Annotated in this window: 13 protein-coding genes; 11 read left to right on the top strand and 2 right to left on the bottom strand. The window is 71.2% G+C overall.

The genetic code is table 11. The annotated features are described in order from the left end of the window. The first annotated feature begins 115 nt into the window (after positions 1–115). Entirely contained in the window at positions 116–1075 is a 960-nt protein-coding gene (locus ACFZBP_RS32335; protein ID WP_383449886.1) for an LLM class F420-dependent oxidoreductase, read from the top strand. Positions 1076–1081: 6 nt separating this feature from the next. Here ACFZBP_RS32335 and ACFZBP_RS32330 read toward each other — a convergent pair whose 3' ends face one another. Next, the gene (locus ACFZBP_RS32330) at positions 1082–2461 is read right to left on the bottom strand and encodes an FAD-binding protein (protein ID WP_391418231.1); all 1380 of its coding nucleotides are present in this window, start codon (positions 2459–2461) and stop codon (positions 1082–1084) included. A 67-nt stretch (positions 2462–2528) separates the two neighbouring features. Next, positions 2529–4331, bottom strand: coding sequence for a glycoside hydrolase family 15 protein (locus ACFZBP_RS32325; protein WP_383450164.1), 1803 nt, complete (start codon positions 4329–4331; stop codon positions 2529–2531). A 500-nt stretch (positions 4332–4831) separates the two neighbouring features. Between ACFZBP_RS32325 and ACFZBP_RS32320 the strand changes: the two genes are divergently transcribed. The 10 genes from ACFZBP_RS32320 to ACFZBP_RS32275 all read left to right on the top strand — a co-directional run bounded on the left by ACFZBP_RS32320 (position 4832) and on the right by ACFZBP_RS32275 (position 16718). Then, a complete protein-coding gene (locus ACFZBP_RS32320) occupies positions 4832–6499 on the top strand; it encodes a CTP synthase (protein ID WP_383449888.1) in 1668 nt (555 codons plus the stop codon). A gap of 82 nt (positions 6500–6581) precedes the next feature. Further along, complete coding sequence (locus ACFZBP_RS32315; protein WP_383449889.1) at positions 6582–7211, top strand: NUDIX domain-containing protein; 630 nt, start codon at positions 6582–6584, stop codon at positions 7209–7211. A 286-nt stretch (positions 7212–7497) separates the two neighbouring features. Next, a complete protein-coding gene (locus ACFZBP_RS32310) occupies positions 7498–9585 on the top strand; it encodes a tetratricopeptide repeat protein (RefSeq protein WP_391418227.1) in 2088 nt (695 codons plus the stop codon). A 135-nt stretch (positions 9586–9720) separates the two neighbouring features. Next, positions 9721–10845, top strand: coding sequence for an alanine dehydrogenase (gene ald / locus ACFZBP_RS32305; RefSeq protein WP_391418225.1), 1125 nt, complete (start codon positions 9721–9723; stop codon positions 10843–10845). 399 nt (positions 10846–11244) lie between these two features. Further along, entirely contained in the window at positions 11245–12381 is a 1137-nt protein-coding gene (locus ACFZBP_RS32300) for a ParA family protein (protein ID WP_383449892.1), read from the top strand. After that, the gene (locus tag ACFZBP_RS32295) at positions 12366–12977 is read left to right on the top strand and encodes a hypothetical protein (protein WP_391418219.1); all 612 of its coding nucleotides are present in this window, start codon (positions 12366–12368) and stop codon (positions 12975–12977) included. Before ACFZBP_RS32300 ends, ACFZBP_RS32295 begins: the two co-directional genes overlap by 16 nt. A gap of 18 nt (positions 12978–12995) precedes the next feature. Then, a complete protein-coding gene (locus ACFZBP_RS32290) occupies positions 12996–14153 on the top strand; it encodes a segregation/condensation protein A (protein ID WP_391418213.1) in 1158 nt (385 codons plus the stop codon). Beyond that, positions 14150–14833 carry an SMC-Scp complex subunit ScpB gene (gene scpB, locus ACFZBP_RS32285; RefSeq protein ID WP_391418207.1) on the top strand — a complete coding sequence of 228 codons (684 nt, stop codon included), beginning with the start codon at positions 14150–14152 and terminating at the stop codon, positions 14831–14833. Before ACFZBP_RS32290 ends, scpB begins: the two co-directional genes overlap by 4 nt. Then, entirely contained in the window at positions 14833–15960 is a 1128-nt protein-coding gene (locus ACFZBP_RS32280) for a pseudouridine synthase (protein WP_383449896.1), read from the top strand. Before scpB ends, ACFZBP_RS32280 begins: the two co-directional genes overlap by 1 nt. A gap of 212 nt (positions 15961–16172) precedes the next feature. After that, positions 16173–16718 carry a TIGR03086 family metal-binding protein gene (locus tag ACFZBP_RS32275; RefSeq protein ID WP_383449897.1) on the top strand — a complete coding sequence of 182 codons (546 nt, stop codon included), beginning with the start codon at positions 16173–16175 and terminating at the stop codon, positions 16716–16718. Positions 16719–16791: the final 73 nt, after the last annotated feature.

The raw sequence follows: 16791 nt of genomic DNA, 5'->3' as shown, positions 1-16791 counted from the left end.
GGCGGACGCTACCCGTGGGCACGCCGCCGCGACATATCCGGACCGTCGCATGCCCCGCCGCCAAGGGGATCATCGCGTCGGCTTGAGGCGCGCTCGGCGGGGTAGCGGCGTCGGCATGGACTTCAGCGTGGTTGCCGTGGCACGGGAGGACGACAGTCCCATCGAGGAGCCGCTGCGGGTGGCGGTGGCCGCCGATCGGCTCGGGTACCGCGAGGTGTGGGCGGGGGAGGGGCCGACCTGGGACTCCTTCGTCCTCGCCGCGGCCATCGGGCGGGCCACCGAGCGGGTCGCGCTGACGGCCGGTCCGGTGGCGGTGTCGGTGCGCGAGCCGTTCGGGATCGCGCGGGGTGCCGCCTCGGTCGCCGCCGTCACCGGGCGGCCGGTCGGGGTGGCGCTGGGGACGTCCAGCAAGCGGGTCGTCGAGGACGTGCACGGGGTGCCGCGGGTACGGCCCGCGGCGGCGATGGAGGCCTCCGCGGCAGCCCTGCGCGTCCTCCTGCACGGTGAGCCCGGTGAGCCCGTCGTCCCCGGCAGCGTCTTCCCGCGCCGCCTCCCACCGCCCGGCGGCCCGCTCACCGTCGCCGCGTTCGGCGACCGCGCCATCGCCACGGCCGCGACGCACGCCGACCGGATGCTGCTCGACATCGTCACCCCGGACCAGGTACGGACGCTGCGGGCCAAGCTGACGGCGGCCGCCGAACGCGCGGGCCGTACGCCACCGACGCTGGCCTCCTGGCTGCCGGCCGCCGTCGACCCGGACCCGGAGTCCCTCGCGCAGGTCCTGCGCAGCGTCGCCGGGTATCTGACGGTGCCCGGCTACAGCGACATGTTCGAGGCGGCCGGCCTCGGGGAGGCGGTCGAGCTCGCCCGTACCGGCGCCGACCCGGGCACGCTGGTGCGGGCACTGCCCGCGGCGGCCGCCGGCACGGTCGGTCTGGTGGGCGACCTGGACGCCGTACGCGCGCGTGTGGCGCAGTACGCTGACGCCGGGCTCGACGAGATCGCCCTAGTGCCGGCGACGGCCGGCGATCCGGGCGGGGAACGGACGCTGACGGCGTTCCGGCGAGCCTGGTGACGGTGGTCAGGCCGGCCGGATGTTGTGGTTGAACCGGAAGACGTTGTCCGGGTCGTAGCGGCGCTTCAGTTCCGCCAGCCGACGGGTGTTCTCGGCGCCGACTCCGGCCACGACCCGCTCGGCGCCCTCGTCACCGATGAAGTTGAGGTAGACCGCGCCTGTGCTCCACGGGCGCGCGTCGGCGCGGACGTCCCTGACCCACTGGATGCACCGCTCGTCGTCCGCGGGGTCCTCCCAGATCCCGAACGGATGGACCGCCCAGGGCGCGTCGCGGTAGGGCACGGGGTATTCGCGCGGGCCCGTCGCGATCGCGCCGCCCAGCGGGAACAGCACATGGATGGTCCCGGTCGGCGGCATGGACTCGCCCCGGGCGCAGAACGCCTCCAGATAGGCGTCCGGCGCACTCGTCAGGTACTCCGCCGACCAGTAGTTCCGCATCCCCGGCGGATCGTCGAGCATGCACTGGACATCGGCGTACGGCATCGCCCCGACGATCTCGGACTCGTGCGGCAGCGCCAGCAGGGGCTCCGCCAGCTTCCGCATGTCCTGCTCGGGCCCGGCGTACGTCAGCAGCGCACCGCACAGGACCGTGCCGACCAGGTGCGGCGGTACGAACTCCTCGGGCGGGCCGGTGAGATACAGCGCGCCGCCGCTCGCCTCGTCCGGGGCCGCGGCGATCAGCTCGCGGTAGGTGCGGACGACCTCGGGGCCGAACTCCGGAAGGTAGAGGACCAGCGCGATGGAGAACTCGGGCAGCTCGTGGAGCTTCAGGGTGAGCGCGGTCGCGACGCCGAAGTTGCCGCCGCCGCCGTGCAGGCCCCAGAACAGTTCCGGGTTCTCGTCGGCACTCGCGTGGACCCGTTCGCCGTCGGCGGTGACGAGCTCGACGCCGAGCAGGTTGTCGACGGCCAGTCCGCACCAGCGGTCCAGCCAGCCGGAGCCGCCGCCGAGGACGAAACCGCCGACCCCGGTCGTGGAGGCCCGGCCGCCGGTCGTGGCGAGGGCGTGCGGCTGGCAGGCACGGTCCAGGTCGCTCATCGTGGCGCCGCCCGCGACCCGCACCGCCTCGGCCGCGGGATCGACGCTCACCGCGCGCATGTGCCGCAGGTCGACGACCAGGCCGCCGTCGTTGACCGCCGTGCCGGCCACGCTGTGTCCGCCGCCGCGTACCGCGATGTTGAGGTCCAGGTCCCTGCCGAACCGCACGGCCCGTACGACGTCGTCCTCGTCCACGCACTGGGCGATGACCGCGGGCCGCCGGTCGATCATCACGTTGAATACGGTCCGGGCCTCGTCGTAGCCCGGGTCGCCCGGAGCGAACACGTCGCCGACCAGATCCTCGCGCAGCGCGGCGAGAGCCGCGCCCGCCTTCGATGGGGAGGCCATGGGGCGCCCCCCTTCCGTGCAGGGGCTGATGGATCCAGCGTAGGCAGGCTTCGGCCGGCGGGCCTGTTCAGCCGCCGTAGGCCCCCGACGCGGTCAGCCGCAGGGCGGTGTCGATCAGCGGGACGTGGCTGAAGGCCTGCGGGAAGTTGCCGACCTGGCGCTGCAGGCGCGGGTCCCACTCCTCGGCCAGCAGACCGAGGTCGTTGCGCAGCGACAGCAGCTTCTCGAACAGCTTGCGGGCCTCGTCGACGCGGCCGATCATCGCCAGGTCGTCCGCCATCCAGAACGAGCAGGCGAGGAAGGCGCCCTCGTCGCCGGGGAGGCCGTCGACGCCCTCGTCGTCGCCCTGCGTCGGGTAGCGCAGGATGAAGCCGTCCGAGGTGGACAGCTCGCGCTGGATCGCCTCGATGGTGCCGATGACGCGCTTGTCGTCCGGCGGCAGGAAGCCCATCTGCGGGATCAGCAGCAGCGAGGCGTCCAGCTCCTTCGAGCCGTACGACTGCGTGAAGGTGTTGCGCTCCTTGTCGTAACCCTTCTCGCACACGTCCCGGTGGATGTCGTCACGCAGCTCGCGCCACCGCTCCAGCGGGCCGTCGGCGTCGCCGGACTCGATGAGTTTGATGGTGCGGTCGACGGCGACCCAGGCCATCACCTTGGAGTGCACGAAGTGGCGGCGCGGGCCGCGCACCTCCCAGATGCCCTCGTCCGGCTCGTCCCAGTGGTCCTCGAGGTAGCGGATCAGCTTGAGCTGGAGCAGCGAGGCGTAGTCGTTGCGGGCCAGGCCCGTCATGTGGGCCAGGTGCAGGGCCTCGGTGACCTCGCCGTAGACGTCCAGCTGGAGCTGGTGCGCGGCGCCGTTGCCGACCCGGACCGGTGCGGAGGCCTCGTAGCCGGGCAGCCAGTCCAGCTCGGCCTCGCCCAGCTCGCGCTCGCCCGCGATGCCGTACATGATCTGCAGGTTCTCCGGGTCGCCCGCGACCGCCCGCAGCAGCCACTCGCGCCAGGCGCGGGCCTCCTCGCGATAGCCGGTGCGCAGCAGCGAGGACAGGGTGATCGCCGCGTCGCGCAGCCAGGTGTAGCGGTAGTCCCAGTTGCGGACGCCGCCGATGTCCTCGGGCAGGGAGGTCGTCGGCGCGGCGACGATGCCGCCGGTCGGGGCGTACGTCAGCGCCTTCAGCGTGATCAGCGAGCGGACCACCGCCTCGCGGTACGGACCGTGGTACGTGCAGTGCTCGACCCAATCGCGCCAGAACTCCTCGGTCGCCTCCAGCGACTGCTCCGGCTCCGGCAGCGCGGGCGGCTGCTTGTGCGAGGGCTCCCAGGAGATGGTGAACGCGATCCGCTCACCGGGGGCGACCGTGAAGTCCGAGTACGTCGTCAGCGACTTGCCGTACGTCTCGGTCTCCGCGTCGAACCACACCGAGTCCGGGCCGGCGACGGCGACCGTACGGCCCTCGTGCTTGTGCACCCACGGCACGACCCGGCCGTACGAGAAACGCATCCTGAGCGCCGAGCGCATCGGTACCCGGCCCGAGACGCCCTCCACGATCCGGATCAGCTGCGGCGCGCCGTCACGCGGCGGCATGAAGTCGATCACCCGGACCGTGCCGCGCGGCGTGTCCCACTCGGACTCCAGGATCAGCGAGTCTCCGCGGTAGGTGCGCCGGGCCGCGGTGGGCGGCGGGGAGTCGGAGGCGTGGGCGGGGCCGAGCCGCCAGAAGCCGTGCTCCTCGGTGCCCAGCAGCCCGGCGAAGATGGCATGCGAGTCGAAGCGGGGCAGGCACAGCCAGTCGACTGTGCCGTCCCGGCAGACCAGCGCCGCGGTCTGCATGTCTCCGATGAGTGCGTAGTCTTCGATGCGCCCGGCCACGTGCAACTCCAGTCGAACGGCCACGTCACCCCCTCTTCTGGCAAGGGGGCTCTCGCTTGGTGCGGTCAAGGGGTGGGTTTTGTCATGCGTCGTTGAGCGATGAAGCAAAGCAGTCGTCTGCGCCGTGAGGCAAAACGACAGTCTCTTCTCGACAATCTCTGCTCAACGAACTGACGAGCTCTCGTTGTTCCGGTGGTTACGGGCGAGGGGTGGTGCCGTGTTGCCGGCCGGGCTCGGCAGCGAATGTCCGAGCAGGATACGACGCACGTAGATGATCTGCGTGCCGCTCCGGGCAACCCGGGTCGGCCGAACGGGTGAGCAATGGGTGACCGATGGGTGGGAAACAGGTGGGGCGTGCGGATCCGTGCCGACTCGTGTGCGGAGCGTGGCCGGAAGCCATCGGTCCTAGTCGCTGATACCCTGGTAGCCCGTGGACCGGTGGGCGTGAAGACCCCCGAACCGCACTTCAAGATCGCGACCACGGGAGCCCCCTCTTGGCCATGCCAAAATCCACGACGACCAAGCACATCTTCGTCACCGGGGGTGTCGCCTCCTCGCTCGGTAAGGGCCTGACGGCCTCCAGTCTCGGCATGCTGCTCAAGGCCCGGGGTCTGCGTGTGGTGATGCAGAAGCTGGACCCGTACCTCAATGTCGACCCTGGCACGATGAACCCCTTCCAGCACGGCGAGGTGTTCGTCACCAACGACGGCGCCGAGACCGACCTGGACATCGGCCACTACGAGCGCTTCCTCGACCGTGACCTGGACGGCTCGGCGAACGTCACCACCGGCCAGGTGTACAACACCGTGATCGCCAAGGAGCGGCGCGGCGAGTACCTCGGCGACACCGTGCAGGTCATCCCGCACATCACCAACGAGATCAAGCACCGCATCCGCCGCATGGCGACGGACGAGGTCGACGTCGTCATCACGGAGGTCGGCGGCACGGTCGGCGACATCGAGTCGCTGCCGTTCCTGGAGACCGTCCGCCAGGTCCGTCACGAGGTCGGTCGTGACAACGTCTTCGTCGTCCACATCTCGCTCCTGCCGTACATCGGCCCCTCGGGAGAGCTGAAGACGAAGCCGACCCAGCACTCGGTTGCGGCGCTGCGCAACATCGGTATCCAGCCAGACGCGATCGTGCTGCGCTGCGACCGTGAGGTGCCGACCGCGATCAAGCGGAAGATCAGCCTGATGTGCGACGTCGACGAGGCGGCCGTGGTGGCCTGCCCCGACGCCCGCTCCATCTACGACATCCCCAAGACCGTGCACGGCGAGGGCCTGGACGCCTATGTCGTGCGCAAGCTGGACCTTCCGTTCCGCGACGTGGACTGGACGACCTGGGACGACCTGCTCGACCGCGTCCACAACCCCGACCACGAGATCACCCTCGCGCTGGTCGGCAAGTACATCGACCTGCCCGACGCGTACCTCTCGGTCACCGAGGCGCTGCGGGCGGGCGGCTTCGCCAACAAGGCCCGCGTGAAGATCAAGTGGGTCACCTCCGACGACTGCAAGACTCCGGCCGGGGCCAAGCAGCAGCTCGGCGACGTCGACGGCATCTGCATCCCGGGCGGCTTCGGCGACCGCGGTGTGCTCGGCAAGGTCGGCGCGATCAAGTACGCCCGCGAGAACAAGATCCCGCTGCTCGGTCTGTGCCTGGGCCTGCAGTGCATCGTGATCGAGGCGGCGCGCAACCTCGCCGACATCGGCGACGCCAACTCCACCGAGTTCGACCCGGCCACCGGCCACCCGGTCATCTCCACCATGGCCGAGCAGCTCGACATCGTCGCCGGTGAGGGTGACATGGGCGGCACCATGCGGCTGGGCATGTACCCGGCGAAGCTGGCCGAGGGCTCGATCGTGCGCGAGGTGTACGACGGCAAGGAGTACGTCGAGGAGCGGCACCGTCACCGGTACGAGGTGAACAACGCCTACCGGGCGGAGCTGGAGAAGAAGGCCGGCATCCTGTTCTCCGGCACGTCGCCCGACGGCAAGCTCGTGGAGTACGTGGAGTACCCGCGCGAGGTCCACCCCTACCTGGTGGCCACGCAGGCCCACCCCGAGCTGCGCTCGCGCCCGACGCGCCCGCACCCGCTGTTCGCCGGGCTGGTGAAGGCAGCCGTTGAACGCCAGCAGGGCGGCGGCGCGGGCAAGAATTCGAAGTAACACGAGAGTTGTACGGTGGCCGGGGTGCAAACCTTCAAAGGTGGGCACCCCGGTTTTCTTTGCGCACGTGGAAGGGCAGGGCATGACGATCAAGGACACCCCCGAGGAGTGGGAGATCCGGGCGACGGACACCCCCTTCGTGGGCAACAAGACCTCCGTCCGCACGGACGACGTGGTCATGCCCGACGGCTCGGTGGTGCGACGCGACTACCAGGTCCACCCCGGGTCGGTGGCGGTCCTCGCCCTCGACGCCGAGGACCGGGTCCTGCTCATCAAGCAGTACCGCCACCCGGTGCGCGAGAAGCTGTGGGAGATCCCGGCCGGACTGCTCGACGTCCCCGGTGAGAACCCCCTGCACGCCGCACAGCGCGAGCTGTACGAGGAGGCCCACGTCAAGGCCGACGACTGGCGGGTCCTGACGGACGTCTACACCACCCCCGGCGGTTGCGACGAGGCCGTGCGGATCTTCCTCGCCCGCGGGCTGTCCGAGGCGGACGGCGACCGCTTCGAGGTGGAGGACGAGGAGGCCGACATGGAACACGCGCGCGTGCCGGTCGACGAACTGGTCCGGGGTGTCCTCGCGGGCGAGCTGCACAACAACTGCCTCGTCGTGGGCGTGCTGTCGCTGGTCGCGGCGCGGGCCTCCGGCGGGGTGGACGGGTTGCGGTCGGCGGATGTGGAGTGGCCGGCGCGGCCGTTCGCCTCGCTGTAGGCGCCGTACGGATGCGCCGTGGGGGTGCGGTGGTCTGCGGGCTGCCGCGCCGACGTGGCTGGTCGCGCCCACGCGGCGGAGCCGCATATCGACACAGCCCCGCGCTCCTTTGGGGGCGCGGCCCGCGCGCCCGCTCGATGGTGCCGGTCGTACCATCTGCTGATCCGGTCGGGGGATGTATCCGCCGTGCTGCGCCCAGATCGTCGCAGAGCGTGAACTAGGCTCTGGAAACGCCCTGACCGGAGTCCCGGCGGGCTTGCGCGTGCGTGGGACGGGAGCGTGGCCCGTGACGGATCAGGTGGTGGACACAGGCGGCGTGCAGGTGTCGGCTCGGACTTCCGCCGCGAACCAATTCCTCGGCCGCACCCGCGAGTTGAAGGAGCTCCGCGCCGACATCGAGCGCGCGGGCCTGGACACCCTCTCCGGGCGCAAGGCGCCACGCGCGCGCGTGCTGCTCATCGCGGGCCGCCCGGGCTCGGGCCGCACGGCGCTCGCCGAGGAGCTCGTACGGCAGGTGGCGGACCGTTACGCCGACGGCGTGCTGCGCGCCCGCCTCAGCGAGGCCGACGGCACCCCCGTCCCCGTCGAACGCACCGCCCGTGAACTGCTCACCGCCCTGGACCGCCCCGCCCCGGCCGGCGCCGCCGAGGACGACCTCACCGCGGAGCTCCGCGAGACCCTCGCCGACCGCCGGATCCTGCTGCTGCTCGACGACGCGGCCGAGTCGGAGCAGGTCGACGCGCTGCTCCCGGACGCCCCGGAGTGCCTGGTCGTCGCCGTCTCCCACGGCCCGCTGACCGGGATCCCGGACGTGCGGCCCTGCACGCTCGGCGGTCTCGACACCAAGTCGGCGGTGGAGCTGCTGTCCCGGCACGCCGGCTCGGTCCGCATCACCGTCGACCCGCGGGCCGCCGAGGGCCTGGTCGAGGTGTGCCAGGGCCAGCCGGCCGCGCTGACACTGGCCGGCCGCTGGCTCGCCGCCCGCCCCAAGGTGGCCGTCTCCGACCTCGCCAAACAGGTACGTGCCGAGGGCGAGGAGGGCAGCCCGCTCAGCCGGGTCTTCCGCCTCGTGTACGGCGCACTGCCGACGCCCGCGGCCCGGATACTGCGGCTGCTCACCCTCGCGCCGGGCGGCGTCGTCGACCCGCACACCGCCTCCGCGCTCGCCGGCTGCTCCGTGGACGGCGCCCGCGCCACCCTGGACGACGTCGTCGCCCTCGGCCTGCTGCGCGTCGTGGACTCGCCGCTGCCGCAGTACGAGGTCCCGGCGTGTCTGCACCCGCTCCTGAAGGCGCTCACCGAGACCCAGGACCGCCCCGCCGAGCTCCAGCTCGCCCGCGCCCGGATGCTGGAGCGGACCGTACGGCTGCTCCAGTCGTGCCGGGCGATCACCGAGACCGACAGCCCCGAGACCCGCCAGAAGCTCCTCGGCATGCCCCAGGCCCTGCGCTTCCCCAACCCGCGGGCCGCCGCCGAGTGGCTGGGCATCCGCAGGCCCGCCCTGCTGGCCTCGGCCCGTGCCGCGGTCGCCGACGGCGAGCTGGACACCCTCGCCCGCCGACTGATGTCCCAGCTGGTCAGAGCGCTGGTCGCGCACTTCGGCACCCAGGAGGCCGCCGCCGAACTGTACGGCATCCACAGCATGGTCCTCGACGTCGCCGAGCGCCGGAAGCTGCCCCGCGAGAAGGCCGCCGCGCTGCTGAACCTCGGCGATCTCGACGCCCGCACGGGGCGTACCCGGGGGGCGCTGGTGCGGTACCGGGCCGCTCTGGACGCCGGATGGGAGGCGAACGACCCGTACGCGACCGGCCGCGCGATGGAATCCGTAGGCGGCGCCCATCTGGAGCTCGGGGACTACGACCGGGCCGCCGACTGGTTCGGCCGGGCGCTCGCCCAGCGGCTGGCCCGGGGCGAGCGGGCCGACGCCGCCCGGCTGTACGGCCGTATCGGCGAGGCGCACACCTATGCGGGCCGGTACGGCGACGCGCTGCGCAGCTGGCGGGCCGCCATCGCCGGGCACCGCAAGAACGGCGATGTCGCCGGGCACGCACGGGCGTTGAGCGAACTGGCCCGGGTCCAGGAGTACGCCGGCCGGCCCGAGGAATCGCTGCGCACCTGCCAGGAGGCGGTGGAGTGGGCGCGGCGGGCCGAGGACGTACGGCTCCAGGGGGCCCTGCATCTGCGGCTCGCCGACACGCTGGACCATCTCGGCGACTCCTCGGCGGCCCAGCTGCACCGCGGGGCGGCCGAGCGGATGCTGGGAGAGGAGCCTCGGGAGTCCGATGCGGCCGTGCCTGAGCCCGGGCAAGACGCTTTCGAGCCGGAACACGACGCTAACGCCTGCGAAATCCGTAGTACATCTGCAGAAGATTGATGCAATGAAAGGCTAGACAGCGGGAACACCTTCATTAGACTGGCTCTGCCGCACCTTCTCCTGCGGTGTACCCCGGTGTGCCCCCGCATGCCTGGGAATGTCATGCAATGCCCCACACCCTCTGAGCCAAGGACCGTGATCGACGTGAAGGTCGGCATCCCCCGCGAGGTCAAGAACAACGAGTTCCGGGTGGCCATCACCCCCGCCGGCGTGCTGGAGCTGGTGCGCCACGGCCACCAGGTCGTCATCGAGCAGAACGCCGGTGTCGGCTCGTCGATCCCGGACAGCGAGTACGTCGCCGCAGGCGCCCGGATCCTGCCGACCGCCGACGAGGTGTGGGCCACCGCCGACCTGCTGCTGAAGGTCAAGGAACCCATCGCCGAGGAGTACCACCGCCTCCGCAAGGACCAGACGCTCTTCACCTACCTGCACCTCGCCGCCTCCAAGGAGTGCACGGACGCCCTCGTCGAGTCCGGCACCACGGCGATCGCCTACGAGACGGTCGAGCTGCCCTCCCGGGCCCTGCCGCTGCTCGCCCCCATGTCCGAGGTGGCCGGCCGGCTCGCCCCGCAGGTCGGCGCCTACCACCTGATGCGCGCCAACGGCGGCCGCGGTGTGCTGCCGGGCGGTGTCCCGGGCGTGCTGGCCGGCCGGGCCGTCGTCATCGGCGGCGGCGTCTCCGGCTGGAACGCCGCGCAGATCGCCATCGGCATGGGCTTCCACGTGACCCTGCTCGACAAGGACATCAACAAGCTCAAGGAGGCGGACAAGGTCTTCGGCACGAAGATCCAGACCGTCGTCTCCAACGCCCTGGAGCTGGAGAAGGCCTGCCTCGAGGCCGACCTCGTCATCGGCGCCGTCCTCATCCCGGGTGCCAAGGCCCCGAAGCTGGTCACCAATGAGCTGGTCTCCCGGATGAAGCCGGGAAGTGTCCTTGTCGACATCGCGATCGACCAGGGCGGCTGCTTCGAGGACTCGCACCCCACCACGCACGCCGAGCCGACCTTCCCGGTCCACAACTCGGTCTTCTACTGCGTCGCCAACATGCCGGGCGCGGTGCCCAACACCTCCACCTACGCGCTGACCAACGCGACGCTGCCGTACATCCTCGAACTCGCCAACAAGGGCTGGGTCGAGGCGCTGCGCCGCGACGTCGCGCTGGCCAAGGGCCTCAACACGCATGACGGCAAGGTCGTTTACCGGGAGGTCGCCGAGGCGCACGGCCTGGAGCACGTGGAGCTCGAAACGCTGCTCGGCTGAGCCGATCGGCTAAGTCACTTTCTGGTAAAGGCGATACGTCAACACGAGTCGTCAACCGAACGCACCCGGCCGGACCTTGCCCGCAAAGGTCCGGCCGGATGTGTGTATGGTCACTTTGCGACTCTCGGTCAACTCGCCTCGAACGCAACCCTTCGCCCGATTCGCACACCCGTGAAACCTGCCGTGCGACGGCCGTACGCCCTTGACAGCGGGATGTTTCATTGTCGACACATCTGCCCGGTCCGGCGGATTGTGTTGCTGCGGATGCCCGACACGCCATAGAGTCGCCGACTGTCGGCATGGTGCCACGCTGACCTGTCTAGAAGTTTCCTGGTCACCAAGGAGGTAAGACGACTTGTGAATGAGTCGACATTTTCTCCCGGGGGTGGTCAACCAGGAATGCCGGTACGGGGCCAGGGTCCCGCGGGATTCGAGGCTGTCGGCTCCGTTGCGGTGCGCACCTTCGCAGCCCACCAGAGTCACCAGATCTCAGGGTTGACTCAGACAGCACACCAGAGCATGGATGGCCATCACGTGAACGCCATGGCCGGCGACGGAAGTGGCGCGCCCCACAACCAATTCGCCGACTACGACGAACTGCCCGACGGGCACTTCTACGACCCCGACGCGGAGTACGAGCCCGACCCCGAGTACGCGGCCACCCTCGCGCCCGACGCTGCCCGCCAGCGCCGCGAGCGCATCGGCCCGACCGGGCGTCCGCTGCCGTACTTCCCGATCCCGGGTCCGCTGACCGACCACGGCCCCGCGAAGATCATCGCGATGTGCAACCAGAAGGGCGGCGTCGGCAAGACGACGTCGACCATCAACCTGGGTGCGGCACTCGCGGAATACGGACGCCGGGTCCTGCTCGTCGACTTCGACCCCCAGGGCGCGCTCTCGGTCGGACTCGGCGTCAACCCGATGGAGCTCGACCTCACGGTCTACAACCTGCTCATGGAGCGGGGCATGTCGGCCGACGAGGTGCTCCTGAAGACGGCGGTCCCCAACATGGACCTGCTCCCGAGCAACATCGACCTGTCGGCCGCCGAGGTCCAGTTGGTCAGCGAGGTCGCCCGCGAGTCGACGCTGCAGCGCGCCCTGAAGCCGCTGATGGACGACTACGACTTCATCGTCATCGACTGTCAGCCCTCGCTAGGTCTGCTCACGGTCAACGCGCTGACGGCCGCCCACAAGGTGATCGTGCCGCTGGAGTGCGAGTTCTTCGCGCTGCGTGGCGTGGCCCTGCTGACCGAGACCATCGAGAAGGTCCAGGAGCGGCTCAACCCCGAGCTCGAGCTCGACGGAATCCTCGCCACGATGTACGACTCGCGCACGGTCCACAGCCGCGAGGTGCTGGCCCGTGTGGTCGAGGCGTTCGACGACCACGTCTACCACACGGTCATCGGGCGCACGGTCCGCTTCCCGGAGACCACGGTCGCCGGTGAGCCGATCACCACGTACGCCTCCAACTCCGTCGGCGCCGCCGCCTATCGCCAGCTCGCCAGGGAGGTGCTCGCCCGGTGTCACGCCGAGTGAGTCTGCCGGGGGCCGACGAACTGTTCCGTACGACAGGGGGTATGGCGCTCCAGCCGTCCACTCCCCGGCGCCCGGCCAACGGCGAGGCCCGGGTGCCGGCTCCCGCGGGGGAGAGCGATCCCGCCGCGGCCGCCGAGGACGCGCCGCAGTCGGTGCCCGTACAGGGTGGCGACGGTGACGGCGCGGAGCATGTGGCGGCCGACGCGGAGTCCGTCGACGCCGGTGAGTCCCGTAGCCGGGCCGCGGAGCGCTCCGCGCGTCGGCAGGGGGCGGAGCAGGAAGGTTCTGCCGGGGGTGCCTCCGGCGGTACGGCCGGGGCCGGTGCCGCTGCTTCCGCCTCCGCCACGCCGCGCAAGCGGGGGCGGAGCGCCTCGCGTCGGCCCAGTGGGCGCGAACGGCACGACGAGAAGATCACCGTGTACGTCTCCGCCGAGGAGCTCATGGACCTCGAGCACGCGCGTCTGGTGCTGCGCGGCGAGCACGGGCTGGCCGTCGACCGGGGGCGGATCGTCCGCGAGGCGGTGGCCGTGGTCCTCGCGGATCTGGAGAGCCGCGGAGACGCCAGCATCCTCGTACGACGACTTCGCGGGCGGTAGCGGTAGCCTGCGGGGGCCATGACCTCGAACGACGTTCCCGCCTCGGCCGCCGGTGCAGCAGCCGGTCGTCGGCGTGCGCTGGGGCGAGGACCGGGGGCTCCGGCCGTGGCTCCGCCGGTCGAGGCGGTTCCTTCGCCTCCTGCGGAGGCGGAGAGCGGGGCGTCGGCTGAGGTCCGGTCCACGGCTGCGGCCGGTGAGCCGTCGTGCCCACCCGTGCCGCCCGGCGGAACCGCTGCCCACCACGGCGGCGGCGATGACGACGAGCCGACCGCTGCGCAGCCGCCGGAGGCCGTTGCCGAACGACCCGCCCAAGAGACCGCAACGGCCCCTCCCGAACCGCCCGCCGCAGAACCGGAAGAACCCGACGACGGCGTCTTCAAGGTCCGGCTCTCCAACTTCGAGGGCCCCTTCGATCTCCTCCTCCAGCTGATCTCCAAGCACAAGCTCGACGTCACCGAGGTGGCGCTGTCCAAGGTGACCGACGAGTTCATGGCGCACATCAGGGCCATGGGGTCGGACTGGGACCTGGACGAGACGACCGAGTTCCTGGTCGTCGCGGCCACGCTGCTCGATCTGAAGGCGGCCCGGCTGCTGCCCGCCGCCGAGGTCGAGGACGAGGCCGACCTCGCGCTGCTGGAGGCGCGTGACCTGCTGTTCGCGCGGCTGCTGCAGTACCGGGCGTACAAACAGATCGCCGACATCTTCAGCCGGCGGCTCGACGACGAGGCGCGGCGCTATCCGCGGACCGTCGGGCTGGAGCCGCAGCACGCCGAGCTGCTGCCCGAGGTCGTCATCAGCATCGGGGCGGAAGGATTCGCCAAGCTCGCGGTCAAGGCGATGCAGCCCAGGCCCAAGCCGCAGGTCTACGTCGACCACATCCACGCGCCGCTGGTCAGCGTGCAGGAACAGGCCGGGATCGTCGTCGCCCGGCTGAAGGAGCTCGGCGAGGCGAGCTTCCGGGCCCTCGTCGAGGACACCGACGACACCCTCACCGTAGTGGCGCGGTTCCTGGCCCTGCTGGAGCTCTACCGGGAGAAGGCCGTGGCCCTGGACCAGGAGACCGCGCTCGGGGAGCTCACCGTGCGCTGGACCGGTGGCGACGGGGACGAGACGCCCACGGTGACCGACGAGTTCGACCGGCCGCCCGAGCCGCCGAAGGAGGAGAAGAAGGCGTGAGTGAGGAGACCACCGAGCTTCCGGCCGCGCTGCGCGGCGTCGCGGACCTCGACCTGAAGCCCGCCCTGGAGGCGATGCTGATGGTCGTGGACGAGCCCGCGACCGAGGAGCGCCTCGCCAAACTCCTAAAGCGGCCGCGCCGGCAGATCGCCGGTGCCCTGCGGGAGCTGGCCGACGACTACGTCGTGCAGGGGCGCGGTTTCGAGCTGCGGTTCGTCGCGGGCGGCTGGCGTTTCTACACCCGCCCCGAGTACGCGGCCGCCGTCGAGCGGCTGGTGCTGGACGGGCAGACCGCCCGGCTCACCCAGGCCGCCCTGGAGACGCTGGCCGTCGTCGCGTACCGCCAGCCCGTCAGCCGCAGCCGCGTCTCGGCGGTGCGCGGAGTGAACTGCGACGGTGTCATGCGCACCCTCCTTCAGCGCGGGCTGGTCGAGGAGGCGGGCACGGAACCCGAAACAGGTGCGATCCTGTACAGGACGACGAACTACTTCCTGGAGCGGATGGGCCTGCGCGGTCTGGACGAACTCCCGGAGCTCGCGCCCTTCCTCCCGGAGGCGGAGGCGATCGAGGCCGAGACCCAGGAAGGGGTGCCGTCGTTCGACCCGGACGCTCCCGATGACGGTCCGGGCGCCCCGGTGAGCCGGGGTACCGACGACGCAGACGACCAGACGGAACTTTGATGCGAAGCAGCAGCGGCAGGAACAGCAGCGGAAACAACGGCGGGAGCCGTGGTGGCAACAGCGGCGGCCGCGGCGGGAGCAGCGGGGGCCGCGGCAACTACCGCGGCGCCGGTAACAACCGCGACGACAAGCAGGGCGGCCGGCCGAAGAAGCCGCGCCCGGAGGAGCGGCGCTACGACGTAGGCCCCGGCGCCACCCAGGACGGCCCGAAGTCCGGGCGCGGTGCCTCCGCGCGCGGCGGCGCCAAGGGCGGGCCCAAGCAGGGCCGGCAGGGCGGCACCGGACGGGGCCGTTGGGCACCGGCGACCTCCCGTGAGTACGACGCCCGCGCCGAGGAGCGCAACCGGGAGCGCTACGCGGGCAAGAAGGACGTCAAGCTGCCCAAGACGTTCCCGGGCGCGGAGCAGGAGGGCGAGCGTCTCCAGAAGGTGCTCGCGCGGGCCGGCTACGGCTCCCGGCGCGCCTGCGAGGAGCTCATCGAGCAGGCGCGGGTCGAGGTCAACGGCGAGATCGTGCTGGAGCAGGGCAAGCGGGTCGACCCGGAGAAGGACGAGGTCAAGGTCGACGGGCTGACCGTCGCCACGCAGTCGTACCAGTTCTTCTCGCTCAACAAGCCCGCCGGTGTCGTCTCGACCATGGAGGACCCGGAGGGCCGTCAGTGTCTCGGCGACTACGTCACCAACCGTGAGACCCGGCTCTTCCACGTCGGCCGGCTCGACACCGAGACCGAGGGCGTCATCCTGCTCACCAACCACGGCGAGCTGGCCCACCGCCTCACCCACCCCAAGTACGGCGTCAAGAAGACCTACCTCGCTGCCATCGTCGGCCCGATCCCGCGCGACCTGGGCAAGAAGCTCAAGGACGGCATCCAGCTGGAGGACGGCTACGCGCGCGCGGACCACTTCCGGGTCGTCGAGCAGACCGGCAAGAACTACCTGGTCGAGGTCACCCTGCACGAGGGCCGCAAGCACATCGTGCGCCGCATGCTGGCCGAGGCGGGCTTCCCCGTCGAGAAGCTGGTGCGCACCTCCTTCGGGCCGATCACCCTCGGCGACCAGAAGTCGGGCTGGCTGCGGCGGCTGTCGAACACCGAGGTCGGGATGCTGATGCAGGAGGTCGACCTGTAGGTCGTCGCCGCGGGTCGCTTCTGAGCGTCGGCCGGTTCTGGGTTGTTCCAGGACCGGCCGATTCGTTTTCGCCGCTCCACCGGTCTGTATCGGTGACGGAGGGAGCGGGAAATGGACTCGACGGCGGACACGACCGCGGGGACGGACACGGCCGGCCAGGAGACGCCTCGGACGGCGCCTGAGGGGCCGCTGACGGCCTTGCGAGGGCTGTCATGACCTCCGGGGAGCTGCTGGAGCGTTCGCTCGCCTACGCGCTGGGGAGCGTCGCCGAGGTGGGGGCGGGGAGCCTCGGGGACCGGACGCCGTGCGCCGGGTGGGACCTGCGGCAGCTGCTCGGGCATCTCGACGACTCCCTGGACGCGCTCTACGAGGGGCTGACGGGTGGACGGATCGGGCCGTTCCCGCGTGCCGACCGGGCCTGCGGCTTCCGTACGCGCGCGTGCGCCGTGCTCGGTGCCTGGGCGGCCGGGCCCGCCGGGCAGCGGGTGCTGGTCGGTGAACGGCCGCTGGACGTACGGGTGATGGGTGCCGTCGGCGCCGTCGAGATCGCCGTGCACGGCTGGGACGTCGCCCAGGCCTGCGGTCGGCCCAGGCCGATCCCGGTGTCGCTCGCGGCCGAGCTGCTGAACGTCGCCCGCTGCGTGGTCACCGAGGCGGACCGGGGCGTGCGGTTCGGGCCGCCGGTCGAGGTGCGGCCACGCGCGCGTGCGGACGTCCGGCTGCTGGCCTTCCTGGGGCGCCGCGAGTCCTGTGCGTGACCGGGGGTTGTGGTGGCCCCCTCGGCTCTTTATAGTCGTACTGACTATTAAAACTGTCGAGGGGGTGGGCCGT

It is taken from the genome of Streptomyces sp. NPDC008086 (assembly GCF_042957325.1).
Classification (GTDB): domain Bacteria; phylum Actinomycetota; class Actinomycetes; order Streptomycetales; family Streptomycetaceae; genus Streptomyces.
This window is presented reverse-complemented; position numbering and strand designations above follow the sequence as displayed.